Below are 25,921 nucleotides of genomic sequence, written 5' to 3' on the forward strand. Positions count from 1 at the left end.
GCCAGGAGGGGAAGAGCGCGAGAAGGGGAGACGGCCTTCGCAACTATGAGTGCTTCCCCTTCTCGCAAACTGCCGCACGCCAAAGTGCTCCCCCGAAGGGGAACTCCGCCGCACGCGAGTGCCAGAACATCAGGACAACACAATATCCTGATCCTACCGGGAGGAGCTCCACCGTCCGGAAGCTCCGCAAGCAAGCACCAGCCCACTCTCCGTCACAGGAAGCCCGATCTCCTGAGATTCCACATTACCTTTCCAGGGCTTCAGTTCGGTAGCCAGCATATAAGTCAGCACAGCCGGTGCAAGACCTGTAGTATAGGAATTCACCAGGAAAAACAGCGGATCATCACTGAGGATCTTCGTACAAAGCTTGATCAGCGGATGGATCGCATCCTCGATCTTCCAGATCTCGCCCTTAGGTCCGCGGCCGTAAGAAGGCGGATCCATAATGATCGCATCGTAATGATTACCTCTGCGGATCTCACGCTCTACGAACTTCACGCAGTCATCCACAAGCCAGCGGATCGGCGCACCGGAAAGTCCGGAAGCGGCAGCATTCTCTTTTGCCCAGTTCACCATACCCTTGGAAGCGTCCACGTGAGTAACGGAAGCACCGGCTGCAGCTGCAGCCAGAGTAGCGCCGCCGGTATAGGCAAAAAGATTCAGCACCTTGATCGGGCGTCCTGCATTGCGGATCTTTTCACCGAACCAGTCCCAGTTCACAGCCTGCTCCGGGAAAAGTCCTGTATGCTTGAAGCTGAAAGGCTTCAGATTGAAAGTAAGGTCCTTGTAATGGAGCTCCCACTGATGAGGCAGATCAAAGAACTCCCACTCACCGCCGCCACGGCTGCTTCTGTGATAATGTCCGTTCATATGCTTCCAGCCACGGTTTTTGCGGGGAGTATCCCAGATTACCTGCGGGTCCGGACGAACCAGAAGATAATCTCCCCAGCGCTCCAGCTTTTCTCCTTTTGATGTATCAATAACTTCATATTCTTTCCATCCATCTGCAATCCACATGATGATCAATACCTCTTTCATAATAGTAAATTTATAAGATATATATAGCATTTTTATATAGCATTTCCGGAGATTACTGTACCAGATCCGGCTGATCGGGACGTGAATCCATAAAAACGCCATAATAATGTTTTTTCCAGTATAGAGGAAAAATGGATGCTGTGCAAGAGAAGTGAAGGATTTTCCACGAAAGATTTGACAACAGCGCTTTTACATACTAAAATGTACGCAGAGATTTTCTGCCGGGGCAGAGGCTTCCCGCTTCCGTGAAACTGTGGCTGTTTTTTGCGGAAGAGATTTTGCAGAGAATTCCTGACAGACAGAAATCGTTAACAGAAGAAACACAGCAACCGCAGATATGAAACTGTGCACAAAAAGAGGAGAAGCAAACTTATGAAAAAATATTGTGAGATGAGCAGGGAAGAGCTACTCGATTTAAAGAAAGAACTCGACCGTAAGTTCGACGAGATCAAAGCTGAAGGTCTGGCACTGGATATGTCCCGTGGTAAACCTGCACCGGATCAGCTTGATCTTTCCATGAAAATGATGGAAGTACTTGCAGGGGATGCAGATCTGAAATGTGAGACCGGTGTGGACTGCCGTAACTATGGAGTCATCGACGGAATCCCGGAAGCCAAGAGACTTCTCGGTGAGATGTCAGAGGTAGAGCCTGAGAACATCATCATCTATGGTAACTCCAGTCTGAACGTAATGTTCGATACCATTGCACGTTCCTATTCCCACGGAGTAATGGGAAATACACCATGGTGCAAGCTTGACAAGGTGAAATTCCTCTGTCCTGTACCAGGATACGACCGTCATTTCCGTATCACAGAATTTTTCGGCATTGAGATGATCAACATTCCGATGTCTCCGGAAGGCCCGGATATGGACATGGTTGAGAAATATGTCAATGAAGATCCGGCAGTAAAAGGAATCTGGTGTGTTCCGAAATATTCCAATCCGCAGGGCTACACATATTCCGAAGAAACAGTTAAGCGTTTTGCGCATCTGAAGCCGGCCGCACCGGACTTCCGTATTTACTGGGATAACGCTTACAGCATCCATCATCTCTATGATGACAATCAGGATTTCCTTCTTGAGATTCTTGATGAGTGTGCAAAAGCAGGAAATCCGGACATTGTTTATAAATTTACTTCTACCTCCAAGGTAAGCTTCCCTGGTTCCGGTATCGCAGCAGTTGCTGCATCCAAAGCGAACCTGGATGACTTCCGCAAATACATGACTGTACAGACTATCGGACACGACAAACTGAACCAGCTTCGTCACGTTCGTTTCTTCAAAGATATCAACGGACTGCATGAGCATATGAAGAAACACGCAGACATCCTTCGTCCGAAATTCGAGCTTGTTCTCGCAACACTGGATAAAGAACTTAATGGACTTGGAATCGGTGAGTGGACCAAACCTCACGGCGGATATTTCATTTCCTTTGATTCTATGGAAGGCTGTGCGAAAGCCATCGTTGCCAAAGCAAAAGAAGCAGGCGTTGTTATGACTGGAGCGGGCGCAACCTATCCATATGGAAAGGACCCGAAAGACAGCAATATCCGTATTGCACCAAGCTACCCAAGCGTTGAGGAGCTTGGCAAGGCAGCAGAGGTATTTGTTCTCTGTGTGAAGCTTGTAAGTGTGGAAAAACTTCTGGAGAAATAAATCGATCACATCAGACTGCCCGGTATTTCAGCATGCGTAATACCGGGCAGTCATAACTATTGGAGAGAGCTCATGGATGAGGAAAAAGAAAAAATGAAAACAGGCAAAAAGTTGGTCATTGCACTGATCATGATCCTGCTGATCCTTACAGCAGGGGCTTATGGATATGGTGTACATTATTTTACAGATCATTTTTTGCCGGGATCTCAGGTGAATGGTTTTAACTGCTCCTATAAAACTGCAGATGAAACAGAAAAGCTTCTTGCAAAGGAAGTGCAGGCATATGTTCTTACCGTTGATACAAGAAATAACGGAAAAGAGAGCATTACCGCAAAAGAAGCCGGCCTGGTCTACAAGCCGGATGGCGGAGCCAAAAAGCTGATCAAGAAACAGGCCCGGTACAAATGGTTCCTTGCTTTTAATCAGAAGAAAAAATATACACTGGCAACGGATACTGCTTATGAAGATCAGAACAAGCTGACAGAGGCTGTGAAGAATCTGAAATGCATGCAGAAGGACAATATGGAAAAGCCTGCAGACGCATGCATTAAGGATAATGGCGAAACCTACGAGATCCAGCCGGAAAAAGAAGGAACGACCCTGGATACAAAAAAGGTTCAGAAGGTGATCCGTGCAGCTGTTTCCGCAGGAGACAAAACAGTTAGTCTGGAAAAGAAAAACTGCTACAAAAAACCATCGATATATAAAGACGATGAAGCTCTGAAAAAAGATTGTGACCAGATGAACAAGCTTATCAGCTGCGTGATCACCTATGATTTTTCGGACCGGTCGGAACAGCTTGACCGAAATACCATCAAAGATTGGCTGGTCAGGGACGCAAACGGAGATTATATAGTAAATAAAGATCAGGTTGCAGCTTATGTGAACAGCCTGGGATATAAATATGATACCTTTGGCTGCACGAGGACATTTACCACCTACGATGGCCGCCAGAAAACCATTAAAGGCGGTGATTACGGATGGGCTATCGATCAGACCGCAGAGACTGAATGGCTTTATAATGCCATTCTTGCAGGAACTACAGAAGTGAGACAGCCGGCGTATGCTTACAGCGGACTTTGCAGAGATACCAATGATATCGGAAATACATATGTAGAGATTGACCTGACCAACCAGAGAATGGTATTCTATAAAGACGGACAGCTTCTGGTAGATACACCGGTAGTTACCGGCTGTGTCCGAAAGGGCCATTCCACACCAACAGGATGCTTTGCACTGGATGCCATGCGTTCACCGGCAGTTTTGAAGGGACCTGGATATGCATCACCGGTTACATACTGGATGCCGTTTTCCGGAGGAGTCGGAATCCATGACGCAAGCTGGCGTTCACAGTATGGCGGGCAGATCTATATCACAAATGGTTCTCATGGCTGTGTAAACACCCCGAAGGATAAGGCGGCAATCATTTATAATAATATTAGTGTAGGAGTACCAATTGTAGTTTATGAATAAGAGATTAAAAGAAATATTAAAAGAATACGAAAAAAGAAAACACAAGATCATCAAGGGAGATGAAAGTATGAATATCGTTGTATTGGCAGGCGGAACCAGTACAGAAAGAGAGATCTCCATCGTAACAGGAACCGGTGTCTGCAAGGCACTTCGTAAAAAAGGTCATAATGCCATTCTTGTAGATATTTTCTGCGGACTGGAGCCGGTGGACTGGGATGAGCCCTTTGGAGATAAAGATTATGAGGTAGATTCTGCGGCAGAGTATATGAGAAGCTTCGATGATGATATCGAAGAGATCAAACGCACAAGAAGAAGCTTTTTCGGACCGAATGTACTGGAATTGTGTCAGGCAGCAGACATTGTATTTATGGGACTTCACGGTTCCAACGGAGAGGATGGAAAGGTTCAGGCAACCTTCGATCTTCTGGGGATCCGTTACACAGGAACCGGATATTTAAGCAGTGCCCTTGCTATGGATAAGGGCCTCACCAAGAAGATCTTTCTCATGGATCAGGTACCGACACCGAAGGGCGTTTCCATGTTGAAAGAAAACTGTACAAGAAACATCCATGATCTTGGTATGGAATTTCCTGTTGTTGTAAAAACATGCTGCGGTGGTTCCAGCGTAGGTGTTTATATTGTAAACAACCAGAAAGAATATGAGGATGCCATTGATGGTGCTTATTCTTATGAAGAGGAGGTAGTTGTTGAAGAGTATATCAGGGGTCGTGAGTTTTCCGTTGCAGTTGTAGACGGAAAGGCTTATCCGATCATCGAGATCGCACCGAAGCAGGGCTTTTATGATTACAAGAACAAATATCAGGCAGGCTCCACAGTAGAAACCTGTCCGGCTGAGATCTCACCGGAACTGACCGAGAAGATGCAGCATTATGCGGAAGCTGGCGCAAAGGCTCTCTGCATTGAGGGCTATGCACGTTTTGATTTCATGATGAAAGAAAACGGTGATATGTACTGCCTGGAGGCAAACACACTTCCGGGAATGACACCCACCAGTCTGATCCCTCAGGAAGCAAAGGTCCTGGGAATTGACTATCCGGACCTCTGTGAAGAACTGATCCGCATTTCTTTTAAGAAATACAGCAAATAAAATATCTGACCGTAACTCCTCCTGTTGACAGGAGGAGTTTCTGGCAAAAGAAAGGATTTTATTCATGAAAAATCTTACATTGGAAAATATCACAAAAGTCTGCAATGGTATTTACCACGGCCCGCAGGAAAAACTTCAGGAGGAAGTGACTGCGATCACAACGGACAGCCGTAAGGTGGAAAAAGGAGGTCTTTTTGTACCGGTAGTAGGAGAGCGTGTGGATGCTCACCGTTTTATCCCGCAGGTAATGGAAGCAGGTGCACTCGCGACCTTATCCGAGAGAACTCTTGAAGGGGCGGATCATCCGTATATCCAGGTAGGCTCCTCCCTTCAGGCAGTAAAAGACATTGCGGAGTTTTATCTGGAGCAGCTTGATATTCCGGTTGTGGGAATCACAGGAAGCGTTGGAAAGACCAGCACAAAAGAGGTGATTGCCTCTGTGCTAAAGGAAAAATACCGTACACTGAAAACCCAGGGAAATTTCAACAATGAGCTGGGACTTCCACTGACAGTATTCCGCCTTCGTGATGAAGATGAGATCGCAGTTCTGGAAATGGGAATCAGTGATTTCGGTGAGATGACCCGTCTTGCAAAGATCGCAAAACCGGACACCTGCGTGATCACAAACATCGGAACCTGCCATCTGGAAAACCTTGGGGACAGAGACGGCGTCCTGAAGGCAAAAACAGAGATTTTTCAGTATGTGAAGAGAAATATCGTACTTAACGGTGATGATGATAAGCTTTCTACAGTAAAGGAATACAACGGCATGCAGCCAGTATTTTTCGGAAACGGAGAAAATGCTTCTGTTACCTGTGAAAATGTGGAAAGCCGTGGCCTGAAGGGAATGAGCTGTGACATCTGTCTGAAGGGAAAAATGGCAGAGAACGGAGAGCTCCAGACATTTCATGTAGATATTCCAATGCCGGGACGTCATATGGTATCCAATGCACTGGCAGCAGCAGCTGTGGGCAGACTTTACGGACTGAATGCAGAGCAGATCAAAAATGGCATCGAAAGCCTGGAACCGGTCAGCGGAAGATTCAATATGATCGAGACCGATAAATTCATGATCGTAGATGACTGCTACAACGCAAATCCCATGTCCATGAAGGCTTCCCTGGATGTTCTTCAGGACGGACTTGGAAGAAAGGTTGCCATTCTTGGCGATATGGGTGAGCTTGGAACGGATGAAGCTGCACTTCATGAAGGTGTAGGCGTTCATGCAGGTCAGTGCAGGATCGATGCATGCATCTGCGTAGGACCACTTGCAGCCCATATCGCGGAAAAAGCATCTCAGACCAATCCGGACCTGACAGTCATCCGGGAAAAAGATCTGGAAAGCCTTCTTAAGAACCTGAACACATATGTGAAACCTGGAGATACCATCCTCGTAAAGGCTTCTCACTTCATGAAATTTGAAAATGTAGTCAAAGCACTGCAGGAAATGTAAAAAGACCGAAAACAGGGGCAGCATTTGACGAACGAAAATTCTTTCCAGTTAAGTTATATAGAAGTATAATATTCCTAAGGCGATGAGCAGTGCGGCTAAAGAACAAAAGCACGCTCAGGCACTGTGCGGCAGTGAAAAAGGGAGGGCTTATGCTGGAGATGATTATGAAGCTGAACATCCCGCTTTACGTCATGACATCCATGGGATGTATCGGCGGTCTGGGGATGCTGGCAACAAACCTTACCTACCGAAGAATGATCCGAAATACGCAGCGATTACAGAATCTCAAAGAAAAATGGCTGAACCTGTGGAAGTCAAGGGACAGGCTCTGGCATCGGATGAACCGATTTGTATGGTATCCGTCACTGTTTTGTACATTTCTTCTGGGACTGTCTGTTTTTCTCAACAGCAGACTGGGATACAGGGAAGGATTGTCTATGCTTTATCTTTATATAGGGGCGGCAGTGCCGGTAGTACTGCTTCTTCTTCGTCAGGCATTGGACTTTTCTTATAAGGAAGAGCTTGTGATGGCTTCTCTTGCAGATTATGTGGAACAGGTCCGTACCTGGGTGGAGGAAGTACCGGTCGCAGAAAAGCCGGATCCTGTTCTGCAGGAAGAAATCGTAGATAAGATTACCAGAAGTATCCGTCAGACGGCTGCTACCGGAAGCCACTTCAGCAAGATGCTTTCTCCGGAGGAGGAAGAGATCATGCGGGAGATCATACGGGAGTTTATGAATGCAGAGTAAAAACATATCCCGGTATATTTGAGAAAATACAGAAATGTACACAAAGATATTCCGGAATAAGGGAACCGGATGCAAAAAAAACTCTCCGGCAGATACGATTCTCTGTATCCGCCGGAGAGTTTTTTTGTGTGACAGTAAAAAGAGAACGCAGGATAAGCATTCGTGGCTTTCCTGCGTCCTTTTATATGTTACTCAGTCTTCCTCAATCACCTGGATCTCCAGGTAGTCGAATTCAATATGTTCAATGAAATTATCCTGATAAAAGCGGGCCTTATCATGCTTTTTGAAATCCCGCACTGTGGCATCCAGCCAGATAGGATTTCCCAGATCCATCTGATAACAGATTTCCTCAAGTCCGTGAAAGATCTTGTGGGTTCTGGTATCATCGCTGTCATCACAGACAACGGTGTCCTGAAGCATGCGATTGTCTTTCCATATTTTTCCCCATAAACGAAACATAAACAGTACCTCCGTATTGAAACTGCCACAGCCGGCAGAATATGAATATCCGTCCGATATGGTCTTCAGTATAGCGGATTTTGCAGGGAAAGTAAAGCACAGGACAATAACGCTTGTATACAAAACAATGCACCAGGTGTGCTCACTTTTATTGACTAATGTGTAAAAATCCTCTATAATAAACGAAATTATGAAAAAAAAAGAATCATTACAGATTGGAGGAACCGAAATGAAACTTTACGATACCGGCGTTTATCTTCAGAACGGACAGGAAATCATTCCCGAGAACCAGGCTGATCTGCCTGTAGCGAAAGAAGAGGCTGCTAAGAATACCATCGCATATTCTATTCTCAAGGCTCACAATAAATCCAATAACATGGAGAAACTTCAGATCAAATTCGATAAACTGACTTCCCATGATATCACATTTGTGGGAATCATCCAGACTGCAAGAGCTTCAGGACTTGAGAAGTTCCCGGTACCATATGTACTGACCAACTGCCATAACTCCCTCTGTGCAGTAGGCGGAACCATCAATGAAGATGACCACATGTTTGGTCTCACCTGTGCCAAAAAGTACGGCGGAGTTTATGTACCGCCTCATCAGGCAGTTATCCATCAGTTTGCAAGAGAAATGCTTGCAGGCGGCGGAAAGATGATCCTCGGTTCCGACAGTCATACAAGATACGGAGCACTTGGAACCATGGCTATGGGAGAGGGCGGACCGGAGCTTGTAAAACAGCTTCTCTGCCAGACATACGATATTAATATGCCAGGAGTAGTTGCTATTTATCTGAAAGGTGCTCCACGTCCGGGTGTAGGACCGCAGGATGTTGCGCTTGCCATCATCGGCGAGGTTTTTGCCAACGGCTATGTGAAGAATAAGGTTATGGAGTTCGTTGGACCAGGCGTTGCCAGCTTAAGCGCAGATTTCCGTATCGGTGTTGATGTTATGACAACAGAAACCACATGTCTTTCCTCCATCTGGCAGACAGATGCGAAGATCGAGGAATTCTATGCGATCCACGGAAGACCGGAGGATTACAAAGAACTGAAACCGGGCAACGTTGCATACTATGATGGCTGTGTAGAGATCGACCTCAGTGAGATCAAACCAATGATCGCAATGCCGTTCCACCCAAGTAACACCTACACCATCGATGAGCTGAAGGCAAACCTTGACGATATCCTTGCAGATGTGGAGAAGAGAGCACAGGTAAGCCTTGACGGAAAGATTCCGTTTACATTGAGAGACAAGGTAGTTGATGGCAAGCTTTATGTTGAGCAGGGAATCATCGCCGGCTGTGCAGGCGGTGGATTCGAGAATATCTGCGCTGCAGCAGATATCCTCAAGGGCAAAAATATCGGCCATGATGCCTTCACCTTAAGTGTATACCCGGCAAGTACTCCAATCTACATGGAACTGGCTAAGAATGGTGTTCTTGCAGAACTGATCGGAACAGGCGCAGTTGTGAAAACTGCATTCTGCGGACCGTGCTTCGGCGCCGGAGATACACCTGCAAACAATGCATTCAGTATCCGTCATACAACCAGAAACTTCCCGAACCGTGAAGGCTCCAAGATCCAGAACGGTCAGATCTCTTCGGTTGCACTTATGGATGCACGTTCCATTGCAGCTACAGCAGCAAACAAGGGATTCCTTACCTCAGCAGAGGAGTTTGACGGAAGCTATTCCGAGCATAAATACTACTTCGATAAGTCTATCTACGAGAACCGTGTATTTGACAGCAAGGGCGTGGCAGATCCAAGCGTAGAGATCCAGTTTGGACCGAATATCAAAGACTGGCCGGAGATGGCTGCACTTGCAGACAACCTGATCCTGAAGGTTGTTTCCGAGATCCACGATCCGGTTACTACCACTGACGAGCTGATCCCGTCCGGTGAGACATCCTCCTACCGTTCCAATCCGCTTGGACTTGCAGAGTTCACACTGTCCAGAAAGGATCCGGCTTATGTTGGCCGTGCAAAAGAGATCCAGGCAGCACAGAAGGCAATCCAGGCAGGTAACTGCCCGGCAGAGGCTGTTCCGGAACTGAAACCGGTTATTAAAACCATCAACAAGACTTATCCGGATGTTGATAAGACAAACCTTGGCGTAGGAAGCACCATCTTTGCAGTGAAACCTGGCGATGGTTCCGCAAGAGAGCAGGCTGCATCCTGCCAGAAGGTACTTGGCGGCTGGGCAAACATTGCCAATGAGTATGCAACCAAGAGGTATCGTTCCAATCTGATCAACTGGGGTATGCTTCCATTCCTGATCCCGTCCGGAGATCTTCCGTTCAAGAACGGTGATTATCTGTTCTTCCCGGGAATCCGCAAGGCGGTTGAGGAAAAAGCAGACGTGATCAAGGGATATACTGTTGAAGGTGATTCTTTGAAGGAGTTCGATGTAACTCTGGGTGAGCTGACAGATGATGAGAGAGAGATCATCCTTAAGGGTTGTCTGATCAATTATAATCGTAAATAGATGCAGGGATTGAACACATATAGAGCGTGAAGGCGTTCAAGCTGTGTTCATGAATATGCTGCAGAGCGGAATATAGTAATTTAAGAATTTCCGTGTTGTTTTGCAGACTGGTGACCGTTTTAATCGAGGTTGCCGGTCTGCTTTTTTACTTTTAAGGTTATGGATACTTATTTATGGGATGTGGATGATGCGGACGCGTGAGGTGTCCTGTGGGGAGCAGAGGCTGTCGTTTCGCCTGGTCATACTAAGCGTCTGAGGCAACCTGTGAAAAGGCCGGCCCATAACTCGCCATGTACGCTGATGCGTACCTGGCTCAGACAGATGGGCCTTATTCTGCGGCCTGTATCCGCAGAATACCTTTCCACAGGTCACCTCAGCCGCCAAGTATGACCAAAGGCTCACTCCGAAGCCCCTGCTCCCCACAGGACACCTCACGCTGACATTCCCAGAGACAAATCCCAGCCCCGGTAAAAATATCAAGAAAAGCTCAACAAATGATGACCGTCTCAACACTCTTCGTTATTCAATTTTTCTTCTTCGTTCTTTCGAATAAAGTTTATCTCAATCCCCTGCAAACATTGCAAAGTACAAACATTGCAATGTTTGCAGGGCCAATACAGTCACACAGAAACTTTTCTAACTAACTTTCCATGTTCGAAAGTCAGGGCGGGAAGGACGGGCGGGGCGGGTGACTCTGCAGGAGTCGTAGTACTTCTTAGGCCGCGGGGAGGCTGCGTTGCTGGAAAAATCCCAGCTGTTTGAGCGTTAGCGAGTTCTGGGATTTTTTCAGCGGTTTTAGCAGAATCCCCGCAGCCTTAGAAGCACTAGACCTCCGAAGCCTCACCCGCCCCGCCCGTCCTTCCCGGCCGTCCGTTCGCGACATATACCCTACCTTCACAATAGTATAAATTAACAGAAAATAATAAAAAACATAAACAAATTATAAAATATAAACACATAATAAAACAAATAAATAAAAATAATAGCATAAAAACACAAAAATGTATTGACAAATACTCGCAACGATGTTATTATAAGACCATCAAAAACAACAAGAGAAAAACAAAAAAGAAAATCATTCAATTCATAGCATAGATGCACATGAAGGATGAAGAAAGGAAAAGGTGATTCCAGTGGGAACATAAACAAACACCATCATCAATATGAGAGTGACAGGAACCGGATTTCCTGCAAGAAAGACCTGATACAGATCACATATGATACACCTTAAGAAAACAGAAGTTTCTTTTATGAAATATAAATAAGATCCTCTTAAATCTTACTTATATTTTAAGAAATCAGAAACAAAAGGAAATCAGTATTTCAGGTAATATAGAATCGGTAACTCATATTGAACAACTGTCACACACCTGATACAAAGATTTCAGGAAATATGTAAAGAAATATTTCCCGAAAGAGTAAAACCCTCAACTCACCGGTTCGTTGGAAAGAAGAGATTCCAAGAACAAACGTGAAGATGAGAACGATACTTTGAAATGCATATCAGAACCATTAGGATATGGATTGAAGCTTTGCATCAGAAGAATATCTGAGAGGATATTAAAAACAGAAGAATCGGGCAGGAACTTTTTTCCAGGATACTTTAAAGAACTGCAGAGGAGAAAATCCCAATAGGTCGATTTGAATCAGCAGATCGCAAAGTACAGAGATGACAAATGGTTTTGAATTTAAGAAGTTAAGTCCAGAATTGTTTAGTGAACAGGAAAAAGTATAACCACCGAAAGTCTTCAGATAAACAGGAAATCAAACATCGTAAAAAACGATTTCTGATCTATAAAACTTTCTAAATAATCGAAAAGATATACTTACATATATCAGTCGTTTATGAGCAGGAAATAAAAAAGAAGAGAGAATCTGAAAAAGAAAAATTTCAAAATTGAATAAAGAGAATCGAAATTATTTTATAAAGTATATAAAATCAAAGATTTCGATTGATAAGTATAATAAGTATAACAAGAAAACTTTATTCGAAAGAACGAAGAGGAAGAAAAATTGAATAACGAAGAGTGTTGAGACGGTCATCATTTTTGGAAACTGTAAAAGTAAAAAAAGTGATGACCGTCTCGTTGTGTATATAAGATTGCATATATTAAGTATATAACCGTTCCGAAAAGCCCTGGATAAAATAATATGATCCGAGCAGAGAGCAAAATTTTCGATCAGAGATTTTTCCGAACAGTTATATTTATCAGTTGCCATCAAAAACATCATCAGTTATACTTCTGTGAGAAAGGAAGTAAGATGAGAAAATATGTGGAATTATCAGATTGAAGAAAATATTTTATATGAAGACAAAGAGATCCTTGTGTGCAGAAAAACAGCAGGAATGCCGGTGCAGGCAGCAAAAATAGGAACAATGGATATGGAAAGTGCTCTGAAAAATTATCTGGCACAAAAAACACCGGGAAAGATCCCATATCTGGGAGTAGTACATCGCCTTGATCAGCCGGTAGAAGGCATTCTTGTATTTGCGAAAACATCCGAAGCAGCAGGAAATTTGAGTAAACAGATGATGGCAGGAGGCGCCGGAAAATATTACCTGGCAGTAACAGAGGGAAAAGCAAAGAGCTCAGAAGGGACTCTTACAGACTATCTGAAAAAAAATGGAAAAGCCAACATGTCTCAGGTGGTGTCTGCCAATACACCGGGAGCAAAAAAAGCGATCCTTCACTATAAAGTTCTGGATCAGCAGGAGATAAACGGAAAATCCCGGACACTTCTTAAGATCAGGCTGGAAACAGGTCGGCATCATCAGATCCGTGTGCAGCTCTCTCATGAGGGACTGCCCCTTCTTGGAGACCGGAAATATAATCCTTCGGGAGAAAAAGGTACATCACTGGGACTTTGTTCCAGTTGTCTGGAATTCAAACACCCCAGAACAGGAAAAATGATGAAGTTTGAAACAGAGCCACAGGGAAGCGCGTTTCTGGATTTTGTGAAAAAAGTGTAAAAACTCTGGACGGAAATACGAAAAAGTGTATAATGTAAAAAGCAAGTAACCAAATGTAAGATTTTTGTAAAGTATAAGTTACTGTGGACGGACAAGGCAGACGATAAAGAACAGTAACCAGCGAGGAAGAGGAGATTACAATGAAAAGAGCTGCAGTAGCGTCAGCAGCCTTGTTGGCTGTGGCAACCCTGCTGACAGGCTGTCAGAAAGAAGAAGTAGAAAAGCTTGTTGCACCGATTGTAGCAGATGTCCAGGAAACCCCTGAAGCAACCGAAGTGGAAGAAGAAAAAAGCCCGCTGATCCCTGAGATCGATGACACTCTTTCTATTGAAGAAGGTGCCAGAATAGCTGTTGTCAGCAAAAGCAAAAAAGGCGAGTTCTGGAATAAAGTAAAAGAAGGAATGGAAGCTGCTGTCAAGGACGTAAATGAAGCGTATGGTTTCAAAAAAGACAAGCAGATTACGATGACCTTTGAGGGTCCGGATGATGAAGAGGACGTAGAAAGTCAGATCAATACTCTTGATGCAGTGATCGCTGAGAATCCATCTGTAGTGTGTCTTTCTGCCGGAGATATGGATTCCTGTCAGGCACAGCTGGAAGCAGCGAAAGAGAACGGAATTCCGGTGGTCGCGTTTGATTCCAATGTCAGTGATACGAAGCTGGTCAGAGCTTTCCGTGGAACAGACAATACACAGATCGGTAAATATGCAGCATATAAGCTTGGTAGCGCCATTGGAAAAATGGGAAATGTGGCTGTTTTTTCCGCACAGGAGAAAACACAGAGCGCGCAGGAGCGTGTAAAAGGATTTCTGGATAATATTGCAAATTATACGGATATTAAAGTGGTGGAAACCGTATATTCTGACCAGGTTGATGATATGAAGGAAGCCATGAAGGAAGTTCTGGATAAATATCCGGCATTGGATGGTGTTTTCTGCACCAATGCCGAGGTTTCTGAAATGTTTCTGGAGGTAAATAAGGACACAGGAGAAAATAAAGTTGCTATGGTAGGCGTAGATGCAACTAGCAAACAGCAGGAAGCGATCCAGAAAGGGGAAGAACTGGGAGTGCTTTCACAGAATCCTTATGCGATGGGATATCAGACCATGTGGGCGGCTATTCAGTCTACTGCACCGAAGAAGGAAACAAAGATTGATAAGAAGGTTTTACTTGATCCGATATGGATTGATGCTGAGAATATCAAAAGCGAAGACATTGCAAATTACCTGTACAATTAACAAATAGAACAGATAGCCACTGTAGGTCGGGTGAATAGGTTAGTTCGCATTCACCGTCTGTTCATAATTGAAAGCCATCAGTCTGATGAAGATGTAAAAAACATTTTCATCGGGCTGATGGCTTTTTTGAATAAAAATAAAAAATATGAATAGAATAAACAAATAAAAAGTGTGCGAAAAAATGGCAAAAATATAACACATATGACGATTTTTTGACACAATATAAATAAATTTCTCGTTAAATTGCATAATAAACATTGTTTTAAAAAAGCGATTGTGGTACAATTTGGATATGCAGAGAGGCGGTGATCAGATGATCCAGGAAACGATCAAGGCAGTGAAAGAGGCGGAGGCAAAAGCACAGCAGAAGATAAAGGATGCATCCGTCCGTGCACAGAGTATCATCAGCGAAGCTGAGAAAGAGGCAGAGAATATTATCAGAAAGGCGGAAACAGCCGCCGGCGAACAGGCGGCATCTGATATGAAAGCAGCCGAAGAACGTGCACACAGTACAGAGAACACTGTCGTTGGACAGGCGGAGGAAGAGCTTGCAGCTTTGAAAAAGAAAGCGGAGTCGAAGCACGAGCAGGCGATCCAGACAGTAATGGACAGTTTGTTCTGAGAGGGGGAGTGCGAAAATGGCAGTATTGCAGATGCAGCGAATCAGTATCTGCGCAATGAAAAAGAACCGTAAGGCCATATTGGAAGAACTGCAGTCACTTGGAGTATTGGAGATCGATGCAGCGGAATTGGATCCGGAGCTTAAGACGATGGATACTATGAATGCCCGGCTGATCTTTGAGAAAAACGCATCCCTTTGTGATCAGGCAATCGAAATACTGGATGAATTTTCGAAGGAAAAGCAATCCATGCTGGCATCCCTGGCAGGGAAACCGCTGATCGGAAGGAAGCAGGAGGAAGAAGCTATCCGGGATCAGGAAGAGATCCTGAGAACAGCTAGAGAAATCCAGGGATACCGGAAGAAGCTTACAGAGAACAATGCGGCAGCAGTTAAGATCGAGCAGCAGGAAGCAGCTCTTGCTCCATGGCTGAAGCTGGATATTCCGATGAACTTCGGCGGTACAGCGAAAGCAGCGGTACTTGTGGGAAGTATTGATGGAAATATAACTCTGGATCAGGTATACAGTCAGCTGGCAGCGGACGCACCGCAGCTTGAAGCCTTTGACATCCGGGAAATCTCAAATGATGCCGGTAAGCTGAGCCTTGTGGTTCTCTGCCTGAAAGCACAGGCACAGGAACTGGAAGAAGCGCTTCGGATGCAGGGATTTGCAAGACCGGCACAGCTGGTATCAGAGGTTCCGGCACAGGAGCTGGAGAACCTTAAGAATGAAGTGGTACGCATTCAGGAAGAGTCCGAACAGATTCGGGAACAGATACGCGCTCTTCACGACAGGAAGAGCTCTCTTCAGCTTTTGTCCGATTATTTCCGAATCCGTGCACAGAAATATGAGGTATTAGGACAGATCCGCCAGTCGGAGAGCACTTTTTTTGTGACAGGATATCTTCCGAAGAAACAGGTTCCTGCAATGGAGAAACGGCTTACGGAGAAGTACGATATTGTTTTTGAAGCAGAAGATGCTGAGGGAGAAAATGTTCCGGTTGCCCTTCAGAACGGTAAATTCGGAGCAGCAGGAGAGGGAGTTCTGGCAGCATTTGGTCTTCCCGGAAAGGGAGAAATCGATCCTTCCACGATCATGACAGCCTGCTATGTATTTCTTTTCGGACTGATGCTGTCAGACGCAGCATATGGACTGATCGTCTTTGCAGTCTGTCTGGGAGTACTTCTGAAGTTCCCTAGGATGGAGAGCGGAATGCAGAAATCCATCCGGCTTTTTATGTACTGTGGATTGTCCACTTTGTTCTGGGGCGTGATGTTTGGCGGATATTTCGGAGATTTTATCGATGTATTTTCGAAGGTATATCTGCACAGGCCGGTCACGGTGAAGCCGGTATGGTTTGCACCGTTAAATGAGCCAATGAGACTTCTGGTGTTCTCCATGCTGTTTGGCCTGATCCATATGTTTCTGGGAATGGGTCTTAAGGGCTACATGCTGTTACGTGACAGAAAATATCTCGACTTTTTCTGTGACGTAGTACTCTGGTTCCTGCTTCTTATGGGACTGATCCTGATCTTTATCCCAAGCAGCATGTTCCGTTCTATTTCTCAGATGGATCTGAACCTTTCACCGGCAGTGATACAGGTCGGAAAATGGATGGCGATCATCGGTGCGGTGGGAATTCTCTTCATGTCAGGAAGAGATAAGAAGAATCCGTTCCTGAGGCTGGCGCTTGGAGCCTACGATCTTTATAATATCACGGGATGGGTCAGTGATATCCTTTCCTATTCCAGACTTCTGGCCCTGGGACTTGCCACCGGAGTTATCGCATCGGTTATGAACCAGATGGGAAGTATGCTGGGAGACAGTATTCTGGGATGGATCGTATTTATTCTTGTATTTGTGATTGGTCATATCTTTAACCTTCTGATCAATCTTCTGGGTGCATACGTGCACACCTGCCGATTACAATATGTAGAGTTTTTCGGCAAATTCTTTGAGGGCGGAGGAAAAGAGTTCCACCCCTTCCGCGAAAATACAAAATATGTAGATATTAAGGAGGATTAATATTATGAGTGGTATCGTTTGGGCATTATTGGGAGCAGCAATTTCCGTAGCTCTTGCAGGTATAGGTTCCGCCATCGGTGTTGGTACAGCCGGCCGTGCAGCAGCAGGCGTTGTAACAGAAGACCCGGACAAATTTGCCAAGGTTCTGCTTCTTCAGCTTCTTCCCGGTACGCAGGGTATTTACGGACTGCTGGTAGCATTCCTTGCACTTTCCAAGGTTGGTATCCTGGGCGGCGGTGTTGCTGATATTTCCCTGGAAACCGGTCTTATGATCTTTGTGGCTTGTCTTCCGATCGCTATCGCAGGTCTTCTTTCTGCGATCCATCAGGGAAAAACTTCCGTAGCTTCCATCGGTATCGTAGCCAAGAAGCCGGAGCAGTTCGGTAAAGCCATGCTTTTCCCTGCAATGGTTGAGACATATGCGATTCTGGCTCTTCTGATCTCCATTCTTGCAGTCAGCGGAATTCAGGTTTGATTCATCAGGAGGGCAGAGCATGACAGGATTAGAGAAGATGGTAAGCCAGATTCTTGAAGAGGCCGATGCTTCTGCAGCCGTTACGATCAGTGATGCGGAGAAAAAAGCCGCAGAGATCCTCAGGGAAGCCGGAGAAAAGGCAGATAAGATCCGGCAGCAGAGAGAAGAACAGTCCAGGGCAAAGGTGAAAAGCTATGAAGAGCGGACAGCTTCCGCTGCAGATATGAAGAAGCGTACCGCAGTTCTTGCAGCCAAGCAGGAGCTGATCGGAAATGTGATCGCAGATGCCTGTGACCGTGTGAAGAATCTGGATGAAGAAAAATATTTTGGGATCCTTAAGAATATGGCTGAGAAATATCTTCTTCCAAGAGAAGGAGAGATCTGTTTTTCAAAAAAGGATCTGGAACGTATGCCGGCAGGTTTCCGTGAGGAAATAAAGAGCCTGGCACAGAAAAAGGGTGGTGTGCTGGAAATTTCCGGTGAAACCCGAAACATAGACGGAGGTTTTATCCTGATATACGGCGGCATTGAGGAAAACTGTTCCATTGATGCCATGTTCGCAGAGAAGCGGGATGAGCTTCTGGATCAGGTAAGAAAGATTTTGTTTGCGTAAAACACCATCGCAAAAAGGAGGGCGTGAATGATGTTTGGTGAAGATTATGCCTATGCGGTGGCGCGGATACGTGTTCTGGAGACCGGACTTCTGAATCAGGCAGCGATCGAGCAGCTTCTGGCATGTCAGGATGAGCAGCAGTGCCTTCAGATCCTTACAGAGAAGGGCTGGGGAAATGGTGATCCTGCAGCCGGTGCGGATGCCATTCTTTCTCGGGAGAGAGAAAAGATCTGGGAGATCATGGATTCGCTGGTAGCGGACCGATCTGTGTTTTCTGTTCTTTCCTATCAGGATCTTTTCCATAACCTGAAAGCGGCTGTGAAGGCAAGCATTCTGCAAGGGGCAGCGCCGAATATTTTTTTCAGCGACTGTTCCATTGACGGAGAGGATATGGTGAAATTCCTGAAGGATAAGGAATATGATCGTTTTCCTGAGGATATGCGGGAAGCGGCAAGAGAAGCCTATGAGACCTTTTTGTACACAAGAGACGGACAGCTTGCGGATATTATCGTAGACAGGGCAGCACTGGATGCCATAAAAAAAGCCGGAGAACGGTCAAAAGAAGAGATCGTCCGGCAGTATGCGGAATCCACGGTAGCGGTAGCAGATATCCGGATCGCAGTCCGTGCCTGCAAAACAGGAAAAAGTTCGGACTTTATGAAAAAAGCCATGGCAGAATGTGACACACTGGATAAGGAGAGACTGATCCACGCGGCAGTAAGCGGAATGGATCAGATCATGGGTTATCTGGCAGAAACGAAATATGGGGACGGAGCTCTGGCACTGGCGGAATCAGCTTCCGCTTTTGAGAGATGGTGTGATAACCAGATCATGGAGACCATCCGCCCTCAGCTGTACAATTCATTTTCACTGGGACCGCTGGTAGCCTATGTGCTTGCCCGTGAAAATGAGATCAAGACGGTGCGGATCATTCTCACCGGAAAGCGCAGCGGCCTTCCGGAAGAGTTTATCCGGGAAAGGGCAAGGGAAATGTATGTATAAGATCGCAGTTTTAGGTGATTATAACAGCATTTACGGGTTTGCGGCTCTTGGCCTTGATACTTTTCCGGTGGAGGATCCTGCAGATGGTAAAGAGAAGCTTAACCGTCTGGCAGCCGGTGAATATGCGGTTATTTATATTACGGAACAGCTGGCGGCCCAGCTTTCCGCAGAGATCAGTAAATACAGTGAGGAGCTGATGCCTGCGATCATTCAGATTCCCGGAATTTCCGGAAATACAGGTGCAGGTATCGAAAATGTAAAGAAATCCGTGGAGACGGCAGTTGGCTCCGATATTCTTTTCAGTAATGAGTGACAAGAAAGCAGGTGATTGGTTCAGATGAGCAGAGGAACCATTAAGAAGGTGGCAGGACCGCTGGTAATTGCCAAGGGTATGCGGGATGCAAATATGTATGACGTGGTTCGTGTAAGCAGCCAGCGTCTGATCGGTGAGATCATTGAGATGCATGAAGATGAGGCTTCCATACAGGTATATGAGGAGACTTCAGGACTTCGTCCGGGAGAACCGGTAGAGTCCATGGAGGTGCCCCTTTCCGTGGAGCTTGGTCCTGGCCTTATTACAAGCATTTACGATGGAATCCAGCGTCCGCTGGATGACATCATGAAGGTAGCAGGCAGCAACAACCTGAAACGAGGCGTTGAGGTTCCTGCCCTGAAGCGGGATAAAAAATGGAATTTCATTCCAGTTGCGAAGGTGGGAGATCAGCTGGAGGGCGGCGATGTTCTTGGAACCGTTCAGGAGACTATCGTTGTTACACAGAAGATCATGGTACCTCCCAATATGAAAGGTACTCTGAAGGAAATTAAATCCGGCGAGTTTACCGTGGATGAGACCGTTGCAGTTCTTTCCACAGCAGACGGCGATAAAGAGCTGACCCTGATGCAGCACTGGCCGGTACGACGTGGCCGTCCATATAAGAAGAAACTTCCGCCAGCCAAACCTCTGGTAACAGGACAGCGTGTTATTGATACCATGTTCCCTATTGCCAAGGGTGGTGTGGCAGCAGTTCCCGGCCCGTTCGGAAGCGGCAAGACGGTTATCCAGCATCAGCTTGCAAAATGGGCTGAGGCAGATATCGTGGTCTATATCGGCTGCGGTGAGCGTGGAAATGAGATGACAGACGTTCTGAACGAGTTCCCGGAGCTGAAGGATCCGAAAACAGGACAATCCCTGATGGAGCGTACTGTTCTGATCGCCAATACCTCAGACATGCCTGTTGCGGCACGTGAGGCTTCTATTTATACGGGTATTACCATTGCGGAGTATTTCCGTGATATGGGATACTCCGTAGCATTGATGGCAGATTCCACTTCCAGATGGGCTGAGGCTCTCCGTGAGATGTCCGGACGACTGGAGGAGATGCCAGGTGAGGAAGGTTATCCTGCATATCTTGGTTCCCGTCTTGCACAGTTCTATGAGCGTGCCGGACATGTGATCTGCAGTGGAAAAGACGGAAGAGAGGGTGCCCTGACAGCAATCGGCGCCGTATCTCCTCCAGGTGGTGATATCTCCGAGCCGGTTTCCCAGGCGACACTTCGAATCGTAAAGGTATTCTGGGGACTGGACGCAAACCTTGCATACAAACGTCATTTCCCGGCGATCAACTGGCTGACCAGCTATTCTCTGTATCTGGACAGCGTTGGCGGATGGTTTGACGAAAATGTAGCGAATGACTGGATGAAGCTCCGTCAGAGAATGATGACCCTTCTTCAGGAAGAGGCAGAGCTGGAAGAAATCGTAAAGATGGTAGGTATGGATGCGCTTTCACCGGGTGACCGCCTGAAAATGGAAGCAGCCCGTTCCATCCGAGAGGATTTCCTCCACCAGAACTCTTTCCACGAGATCGATACCTACACATCTCTGGAAAAACAGCACAATATGATGCGTCTGGTACTTGCATTTTATGATGCGGGTCTGGATGCGCTGAAACAGGGCGCAGATATCAATGATATCGTAAAGCTTCCGGTACGTGAGCAGATCGGCCGTTATAAATATACAAAAGAAGATCAGCTGGCAGCAGAATATGAGAAGGTAACCCGCCAGCTGGCAGCAGAGACTGCAGAACTTCTGGGAAAGGAGGGCCTGTAAAATGCCAAAAGAATATAGGACCATACAGGAAGTTGCCGGCCCTTTGATGCTGGTACGGGGCGTTGAAGATGTAGCATTTGACGAGCTTGGTGAGATCGAGCTTGCCGATGGCGAAACAAGAAGATGCCGTGTTCTGGAGATCGACGGAAGCAATGCTCTGGTGCAGCTGTTTGAGAGCTCTACAGGTATCAATCTTTCCAACAGCAAGGTACGTTTCCTGGGACGGAGCATGGAGCTTGGTGTATCCGGCGATATGCTGGGTCGTGTTTTTGACGGACTGGGACGTCCCATTGATGACGGCCCGGAGATCCTTCCGGAGGAAAGAAGAGATATCAACGGACTTCCCATGAATCCGGCGGCCAGAAGCTATCCGGAGGAGTTTATCCAGACGGGTGTATCTGCGATTGACGGCCTGAACACCCTGGTACGCGGCCAGAAGCTTCCGATCTTCTCCGCATCCGGTCTTCCCCATGCACAGCTTGCGGCACAGATCGCAAGACAGGCGAAGGTTCGCGGAAAAGATGAGCAGTTTGCCGTTGTATTTGCAGCCATGGGTATCACTTTCGAGGAGTCAAACTTCTTTGTAGAGAGCTTTAAGGAAACCGGAGCTATAGATCGTACTGTTCTGTTTGTGAACCTGGCAAATGACCCGGCTGTTGAGCGTATCGCTACTCCGCGAATGGCACTGACAGCGGCTGAATATCTTGCCTTCGAAAAAGACATGCACGTATTGGTAATCCTTACAGATATTACAAACTATGCGGATGCTCTCCGTGAGGTTTCCGCGGCTCGTAAGGAGGTTCCGGGACGTCGTGGATATCCCGGATATATGTACACAGATCTTGCTTCTCTTTATGAGCGTGCAGGCCGTCAGAAAGGAAAATCAGGAAGTATCACCATGGTTCCGATCCTGACTATGCCTGAGGATGATAAGACCCATCCGATCCCGGACCTTACCGGTTACATCACAGAGGGACAGATCATCCTGAGCCGTGAGCTTTACCGTAAGGGAATCACACCGCCCATCGATGTTCTTCCGTCTCTGTCACGACTGAAGGATAAGGGTATCGGTGAAGGCAAGACAAGAGCAGACCATGCCAACACCATGAACCAGCTGTTTGCCGCATATGCCCGTGGTAAAGAGGCCAAAGAGCTGATGACTATTCTTGGTGAGGCAGCTCTCTCCGACATTGACCTGATCTATGCAAAATTTGCGGATGCTTTCGAGAAGGAATATGTTTCCCAGGGCTATCAGGCTAACCGTGATATTGAGGAAACACTGGCCATCGGCTGGAAGCTGCTTTCCATTCTTCCGAGAAGCGAGCTGAAACGTATCGATGACAAATTCCTTGATCAGTATTACGGAAAAGTATAAAGGGGGGATGATTTGTGGCATCAACACAGGTGAATCCTACCCGTATGGAGCTTACGAAGCAGAAAAAGAAGCTGGTGACTGCAGTACGTGGCCATAAGCTTCTGAAGGATAAGCGGGACGAGCTGATGAGACAGTTCCTGGATCTGGTACGGGAGAATATGGAGCTGCGAAAAAAAGTAGAAGCCGGTATCCGAAGCGCCAACACCAATTTTGTCATTGCAAAAGCAGGAATGTCGGAGGAGACGCTGAATACGGCACTGATGGCTCCCAAGCAGGAAGTTTATCTGGAAACCGGAAAAAAGAATGTCATGAGTGTGGATATTCCTGTTTTTGAATACAAAACAAGAACACCGGATGCCAACGATATTTATTCCTATGGCTTTGCTTTTACATCCAGTGATCTGGACGGAGCGGTAAAATCCCTGGCAGACATCCTGCTGGATATGCTTCGTCTGGCAGAAGTGGAAAAGGCCTGTCAGCTTATGGCTTCCGAGATCGAAAAAACAAGGCGTCGTGTAAATGCCCTGGAGCATGTCATCATACCGGAAGCACAGGCAAACATCAAATACATCACCATGAAGCTGGATGAGAACGAGAGAAGTACCCAGATCCGACTGATGAAGGTGAAAGATATGATGCTGGAGGAGGCACATCATTATAAGGAGCGGGAGGCAGAGCGCGGAGCGTAAAGCGCAGCCATCCTGAAAGAAAAAGAAAAGTTTATATAGAAAGTTTTAAGTAACGGAAAGGAGATGTCCCTGTACTGTGTGAAATTTCGGCAGTGCAGGGGCGTTTTATTTATAAAATATTTAGCTTTTGTTATTAGAAAATCAAGAAAAATACAGTATAATAGATAATAAGTAAATCAGACAGCTGCAGATGCAGAAATATAAAAGAAAGCTGCTCTGTCTGCTGAAAAATAAAGAAAGAGGAGAAAGCTGATCTGACCAGGTAAACTGCCGGGCAGCTGCATGGCTATGAACAGCTGGCAAAGCAGATTGCGGTAGCGTCTGATCAGTAAGAGGTATATGAATATTTTACAGTCAATACAACAGCTGGACGGAGAAATCCTTCTCCTGATCCAGCGATATTTAAGAACGGATATGCTGACACCATTTATGAAATCTGTTACATTTCTGGGAAACGGAGGATGGTTCTGGATCCTCTGTGCAGTTGTTCTTCTTGCTGTTCCAAAGACAAGAAAAACAGGCTATGCGGCAGCCTTATCCCTGATCTTCGGGGCGATCGTTACCAACCTGCTTCTCAAAAATATAGTGGCAAGACCAAGGCCTTTTGCGGAAATCGAAGCTCTCATCCCTATGATCACCAAACCGAAGGATTTCTCTTTTCCGTCAGGTCACACCACAGCATCCTTTGCCGTTGCTCTGGTAATGCTCCGTATGCTTCCGAAGAAATTCGGAATCCCGGCAGTAGTTCTGGCAGCACTGGTGGCATTTTCCAGACTGTATCTTGGTGTCCATTATCCGACAGATGTTCTGACCGGATTCGTGATCGCGCTGGTGGGAAGCATGTTGTCAGTATGGATCGTGCGAACGAAACCGGAAGACAAACAGGTACACTAGCATTGTCCATAGGAAATATGAAGCACTTTACCTGGACAAAGTATTGACACGCTGAAGCAGGACGGGGTAAAATTGTAGACAGTACAACAGATTCTGACTATGGTAGAAATAATGATATGAAACCCTGTAAAATCGGATAAAAGGAGAGAGCACAAAATGATATCAGAAAAAATGAAACCCTACGTAAAAAATAATTCCGCCATCCGTATGATGTTTGAGGAAGGAAACCGCCTCCGTGCGAAATATGGCGCAGACAAGGTTTTTGATTTCAGTCTCGGAAATCCAAGTGTACCGGCACCGGACAGCGTCCGCGAAGCAATTATCGAGCTTGTAAACACTACGGATCCGACAGTTCTTCACGGATATATGAGCAACGCAGGCTTTGAGGATGTACGCCAGACCATCGCAGAATCCCTCAACAGACGTTTCGATACGAAATTTTCCGCAAAGAATCTGATCATGACCGTCGGCGCTGCAAGCGGACTGAATGTGATCCTGAAAACAATCCTGAATCCCGGAGAAGAGGTGATCGTTTTTGCACCCTATTTTCTGGAATACGGTGCATATGTCCGCAATTATGATGGTGTCCTTGTGGAAATCTCTCCGGATACCACAACCTTCCAGCCAAATCTCGCTGAGTTTGAACAGAAGATCACACCGAAGACAAGAGCAGTTATCGTAAATACCCCGCACAATCCTACCGGAGTTGTATATTCAGAAGAAACGATCAAGAAACTTTCCGCAATCCTGGAAGCAAAACAGAAAGAGTTCGGAACCGTGATCTACCTGATCTCCGATGAGCCATACCGTGAGCTGGCTTATGATGGCGTGGAGGTCCCATACCTGACGAAATATTATAACAATACTGTTGTGGGCTATTCCTACAGCAAATCTCTTTCCCTTCCGGGTGAACGTATCGGATATCTGGTGATCCCTGATGAGGCAGACGGAAGCGAAGAGCTGATCTCTGCAGCAACCATTGCAAACCGTACACTTGGCTGTGTAAATGCACCGTCCCTGATCCAGAAGGTAGTTGCAAAATGTGTAGACGCCAAGACTGATCTTGCAGCTTATGATAAAAATCGGCAGGCACTTTATAATGGCCTGAAAGACTGCGGATTTGAGTGCATCAAACCACAGGGTGCCTTCTATCTCTTTGTAAAATCTCCGGTTGAAGACGAAAAAGCCTTCTGTGAAGCCGGTAAGAAATATAACATCCTTATGGTACCGGGAAGCTCCTTCGCATGCCCCGGTTATGTGAGACTTGCATATTGTGTATCCTATGAGACAATTGTGAATTCTCTTCCTGAATTTAAAAAACTTGCAGCAGAGTATGGCTTGAAATAAACGATCATTACAAAGCAGTTGAATAAAAGATCCCCGGTACAGTCTGTTCATGCAGCCCTGTATCGGGGATCTTTTGCAAGAGGGAATAAGCAAATGAAACGTAGTCGGGAGTGAATAGACTCCCGACTGTGTTTCGTTAAA

General features: G+C 46.1%; 21 protein-coding genes. 19 read left to right on the top strand and 2 right to left on the bottom strand.

Going from position 1 to position 25,921, the window contains the following annotated elements:
* Positions 1-153: 153 nt before the first annotated feature.
* Entirely contained in the window at positions 154-1,017 is an 864-nt protein-coding gene (locus tag LKD46_RS15025; protein ID WP_227574318.1) for a class I SAM-dependent methyltransferase, read from the bottom strand.
* A gap of 393 nt (positions 1,018-1,410) precedes the next feature.
* Here LKD46_RS15025 and LKD46_RS15030 point away from each other — a divergent pair, with 393 nt between their 5' ends.
* The 5 genes from LKD46_RS15030 (at position 1,411) to LKD46_RS15050 (ending at position 7,477) form a co-directional block, all read left to right on the top strand.
* Positions 1,411-2,694: an aspartate aminotransferase type Ic gene (locus LKD46_RS15030; protein WP_227574319.1), complete on the top strand. Its 1,284-nt coding sequence runs from the start codon at positions 1,411-1,413 to the stop codon at positions 2,692-2,694.
* A gap of 72 nt (positions 2,695-2,766) precedes the next feature.
* Positions 2,767-4,167, top strand: a complete 1,401-nt coding sequence (locus LKD46_RS15035) for a L,D-transpeptidase family protein (protein WP_022427350.1) — start codon at positions 2,767-2,769, stop codon at positions 4,165-4,167.
* A 67-nt stretch (positions 4,168-4,234) separates the two neighbouring features.
* On the top strand, positions 4,235-5,275 hold the full coding sequence (locus tag LKD46_RS15040) for a D-alanine--D-alanine ligase family protein (RefSeq protein ID WP_227574322.1): 1,041 nt from the start codon (positions 4,235-4,237) through the stop codon (positions 5,273-5,275).
* 64 nt (positions 5,276-5,339) lie between these two features.
* A complete protein-coding gene (locus LKD46_RS15045; protein ID WP_147602682.1) occupies positions 5,340-6,728 on the top strand; it encodes a UDP-N-acetylmuramoyl-tripeptide--D-alanyl-D-alanine ligase in 1,389 nt (462 codons plus the stop codon).
* 149 nt (positions 6,729-6,877) lie between these two features.
* The gene (locus LKD46_RS15050; RefSeq protein WP_022427348.1) at positions 6,878-7,477 is read left to right on the top strand and encodes a hypothetical protein; all 600 of its coding nucleotides are present in this window, start codon (positions 6,878-6,880) and stop codon (positions 7,475-7,477) included.
* Between the two features lie 192 nt (positions 7,478-7,669).
* Here LKD46_RS15050 and LKD46_RS15055 read toward each other — a convergent pair whose 3' ends face one another.
* Positions 7,670-7,936 (bottom strand): hypothetical protein, encoded by a 267-nt coding sequence (locus tag LKD46_RS15055; RefSeq protein WP_015526267.1) that lies wholly within the window; start codon positions 7,934-7,936, stop codon positions 7,670-7,672.
* Between the two features lie 229 nt (positions 7,937-8,165).
* Here LKD46_RS15055 and LKD46_RS15060 point away from each other — a divergent pair, with 229 nt between their 5' ends.
* From LKD46_RS15060 to LKD46_RS15125, 14 genes are all read left to right on the top strand, one after another.
* A complete protein-coding gene (locus tag LKD46_RS15060; RefSeq protein ID WP_195635039.1) occupies positions 8,166-10,424 on the top strand; it encodes a hydratase in 2,259 nt (752 codons plus the stop codon).
* A 2,272-nt stretch (positions 10,425-12,696) separates the two neighbouring features.
* Entirely contained in the window at positions 12,697-13,395 is a 699-nt protein-coding gene (locus LKD46_RS15065) for an RluA family pseudouridine synthase (RefSeq protein WP_092069748.1), read from the top strand.
* A gap of 140 nt (positions 13,396-13,535) precedes the next feature.
* Positions 13,536-14,633 (top strand): substrate-binding domain-containing protein, encoded by a 1,098-nt coding sequence (locus LKD46_RS15070; RefSeq protein WP_022427345.1) that lies wholly within the window; start codon positions 13,536-13,538, stop codon positions 14,631-14,633.
* A gap of 286 nt (positions 14,634-14,919) precedes the next feature.
* Positions 14,920-15,255 carry a V-type ATPase subunit subunit G family protein gene (locus LKD46_RS15075; RefSeq protein WP_118752836.1) on the top strand — a complete coding sequence of 112 codons (336 nt, stop codon included), beginning with the start codon at positions 14,920-14,922 and terminating at the stop codon, positions 15,253-15,255.
* Positions 15,256-15,271: 16 nt separating this feature from the next.
* Positions 15,272-17,278, top strand: a complete 2,007-nt coding sequence (locus LKD46_RS15080; protein WP_195635040.1) for a V-type ATP synthase subunit I — start codon at positions 15,272-15,274, stop codon at positions 17,276-17,278.
* Positions 17,279-17,282: 4 nt separating this feature from the next.
* On the top strand, positions 17,283-17,753 hold the full coding sequence (locus tag LKD46_RS15085) for a V-type ATP synthase subunit K (protein WP_015526259.1): 471 nt from the start codon (positions 17,283-17,285) through the stop codon (positions 17,751-17,753).
* A 19-nt stretch (positions 17,754-17,772) separates the two neighbouring features.
* Positions 17,773-18,366 (top strand): V-type ATP synthase subunit E, encoded by a 594-nt coding sequence (locus LKD46_RS15090; RefSeq protein ID WP_015526258.1) that lies wholly within the window; start codon positions 17,773-17,775, stop codon positions 18,364-18,366.
* A 30-nt stretch (positions 18,367-18,396) separates the two neighbouring features.
* A complete protein-coding gene (locus LKD46_RS15095) occupies positions 18,397-19,368 on the top strand; it encodes a V0D/AC39 family V-type ATPase subunit (protein WP_118368597.1) in 972 nt (323 codons plus the stop codon).
* A complete protein-coding gene (locus LKD46_RS15100; protein ID WP_015526256.1) occupies positions 19,361-19,681 on the top strand; it encodes a V-type ATP synthase subunit F in 321 nt (106 codons plus the stop codon). Before LKD46_RS15095 ends, LKD46_RS15100 begins: the two co-directional genes overlap by 8 nt.
* Before the next feature lie 24 nt (positions 19,682-19,705).
* Entirely contained in the window at positions 19,706-21,475 is a 1,770-nt protein-coding gene (locus LKD46_RS15105) for a V-type ATP synthase subunit A (protein WP_022427341.1), read from the top strand.
* A 1-nt stretch (position 21,476) separates the two neighbouring features.
* A complete protein-coding gene (locus LKD46_RS15110) occupies positions 21,477-22,850 on the top strand; it encodes a V-type ATP synthase subunit B (RefSeq protein WP_015526254.1) in 1,374 nt (457 codons plus the stop codon).
* A gap of 14 nt (positions 22,851-22,864) precedes the next feature.
* Positions 22,865-23,539 (top strand): V-type ATP synthase subunit D, encoded by a 675-nt coding sequence (locus LKD46_RS15115; RefSeq protein ID WP_195635041.1) that lies wholly within the window; start codon positions 22,865-22,867, stop codon positions 23,537-23,539.
* Positions 23,540-23,878: 339 nt separating this feature from the next.
* Positions 23,879-24,433: a phosphatase PAP2 family protein gene (locus LKD46_RS15120; protein WP_015526252.1), complete on the top strand. Its 555-nt coding sequence runs from the start codon at positions 23,879-23,881 to the stop codon at positions 24,431-24,433.
* A 156-nt stretch (positions 24,434-24,589) separates the two neighbouring features.
* Positions 24,590-25,780, top strand: coding sequence for a pyridoxal phosphate-dependent aminotransferase (locus tag LKD46_RS15125; RefSeq protein WP_195635042.1), 1,191 nt, complete (start codon positions 24,590-24,592; stop codon positions 25,778-25,780).
* The last annotated feature ends 141 nt before the right edge of the window (positions 25,781-25,921 follow it).

The organism is Blautia fusiformis (assembly GCF_020686995.1).
In the GTDB taxonomy this organism is placed as follows: Bacteria; Bacillota; Clostridia; order Lachnospirales; family Lachnospiraceae; genus Blautia_A; species Blautia_A fusiformis.

Bases quoted from the DNA above. Each gene is read 5' to 3' on its own strand.
- LKD46_RS15040 (WP_227574322.1), top strand. From the start codon at position 4,235: ATGAATATCGTTGTATTGGCAGGCGGAACCAGTACAGAAAGAGAGATC.
- LKD46_RS15050 (WP_022427348.1), top strand. From the start codon at position 6,878: ATGCTGGAGATGATTATGAAGCTGAACATCCCGCTTTACGTCATGACA.
- LKD46_RS15030 (WP_227574319.1), top strand. From the start codon at position 1,411: ATGAAAAAATATTGTGAGATGAGCAGGGAAGAGCTACTCGATTTAAAG.
- LKD46_RS15055 (WP_015526267.1), bottom strand. From the start codon at position 7,936: ATGTTTCGTTTATGGGGAAAAATATGGAAAGACAATCGCATGCTTCAG.
- LKD46_RS15110 (WP_015526254.1), top strand. From the start codon at position 21,477: ATGCCAAAAGAATATAGGACCATACAGGAAGTTGCCGGCCCTTTGATG.
- LKD46_RS15090 (WP_015526258.1), top strand. From the start codon at position 17,773: ATGACAGGATTAGAGAAGATGGTAAGCCAGATTCTTGAAGAGGCCGAT.
- LKD46_RS15065 (WP_092069748.1), top strand. From the start codon at position 12,697: ATGTGGAATTATCAGATTGAAGAAAATATTTTATATGAAGACAAAGAG.
- LKD46_RS15080 (WP_195635040.1), top strand. From the start codon at position 15,272: ATGGCAGTATTGCAGATGCAGCGAATCAGTATCTGCGCAATGAAAAAG.
- LKD46_RS15125 (WP_195635042.1), top strand. From the start codon at position 24,590: ATGATATCAGAAAAAATGAAACCCTACGTAAAAAATAATTCCGCCATC.
- LKD46_RS15120 (WP_015526252.1), top strand. From the start codon at position 23,879: ATGAATATTTTACAGTCAATACAACAGCTGGACGGAGAAATCCTTCTC.
- LKD46_RS15025 (WP_227574318.1), bottom strand. From the start codon at position 1,017: ATGTGGATTGCAGATGGATGGAAAGAATATGAAGTTATTGATACATCA.
- LKD46_RS15035 (WP_022427350.1), top strand. From the start codon at position 2,767: ATGGATGAGGAAAAAGAAAAAATGAAAACAGGCAAAAAGTTGGTCATT.
- LKD46_RS15085 (WP_015526259.1), top strand. From the start codon at position 17,283: ATGAGTGGTATCGTTTGGGCATTATTGGGAGCAGCAATTTCCGTAGCT.
- LKD46_RS15060 (WP_195635039.1), top strand. From the start codon at position 8,166: ATGAAACTTTACGATACCGGCGTTTATCTTCAGAACGGACAGGAAATC.
- LKD46_RS15070 (WP_022427345.1), top strand. From the start codon at position 13,536: ATGAAAAGAGCTGCAGTAGCGTCAGCAGCCTTGTTGGCTGTGGCAACC.
- LKD46_RS15095 (WP_118368597.1), top strand. From the start codon at position 18,397: ATGTTTGGTGAAGATTATGCCTATGCGGTGGCGCGGATACGTGTTCTG.
- LKD46_RS15100 (WP_015526256.1), top strand. From the start codon at position 19,361: ATGTATAAGATCGCAGTTTTAGGTGATTATAACAGCATTTACGGGTTT.
- LKD46_RS15105 (WP_022427341.1), top strand. From the start codon at position 19,706: ATGAGCAGAGGAACCATTAAGAAGGTGGCAGGACCGCTGGTAATTGCC.
- LKD46_RS15045 (WP_147602682.1), top strand. From the start codon at position 5,340: ATGAAAAATCTTACATTGGAAAATATCACAAAAGTCTGCAATGGTATT.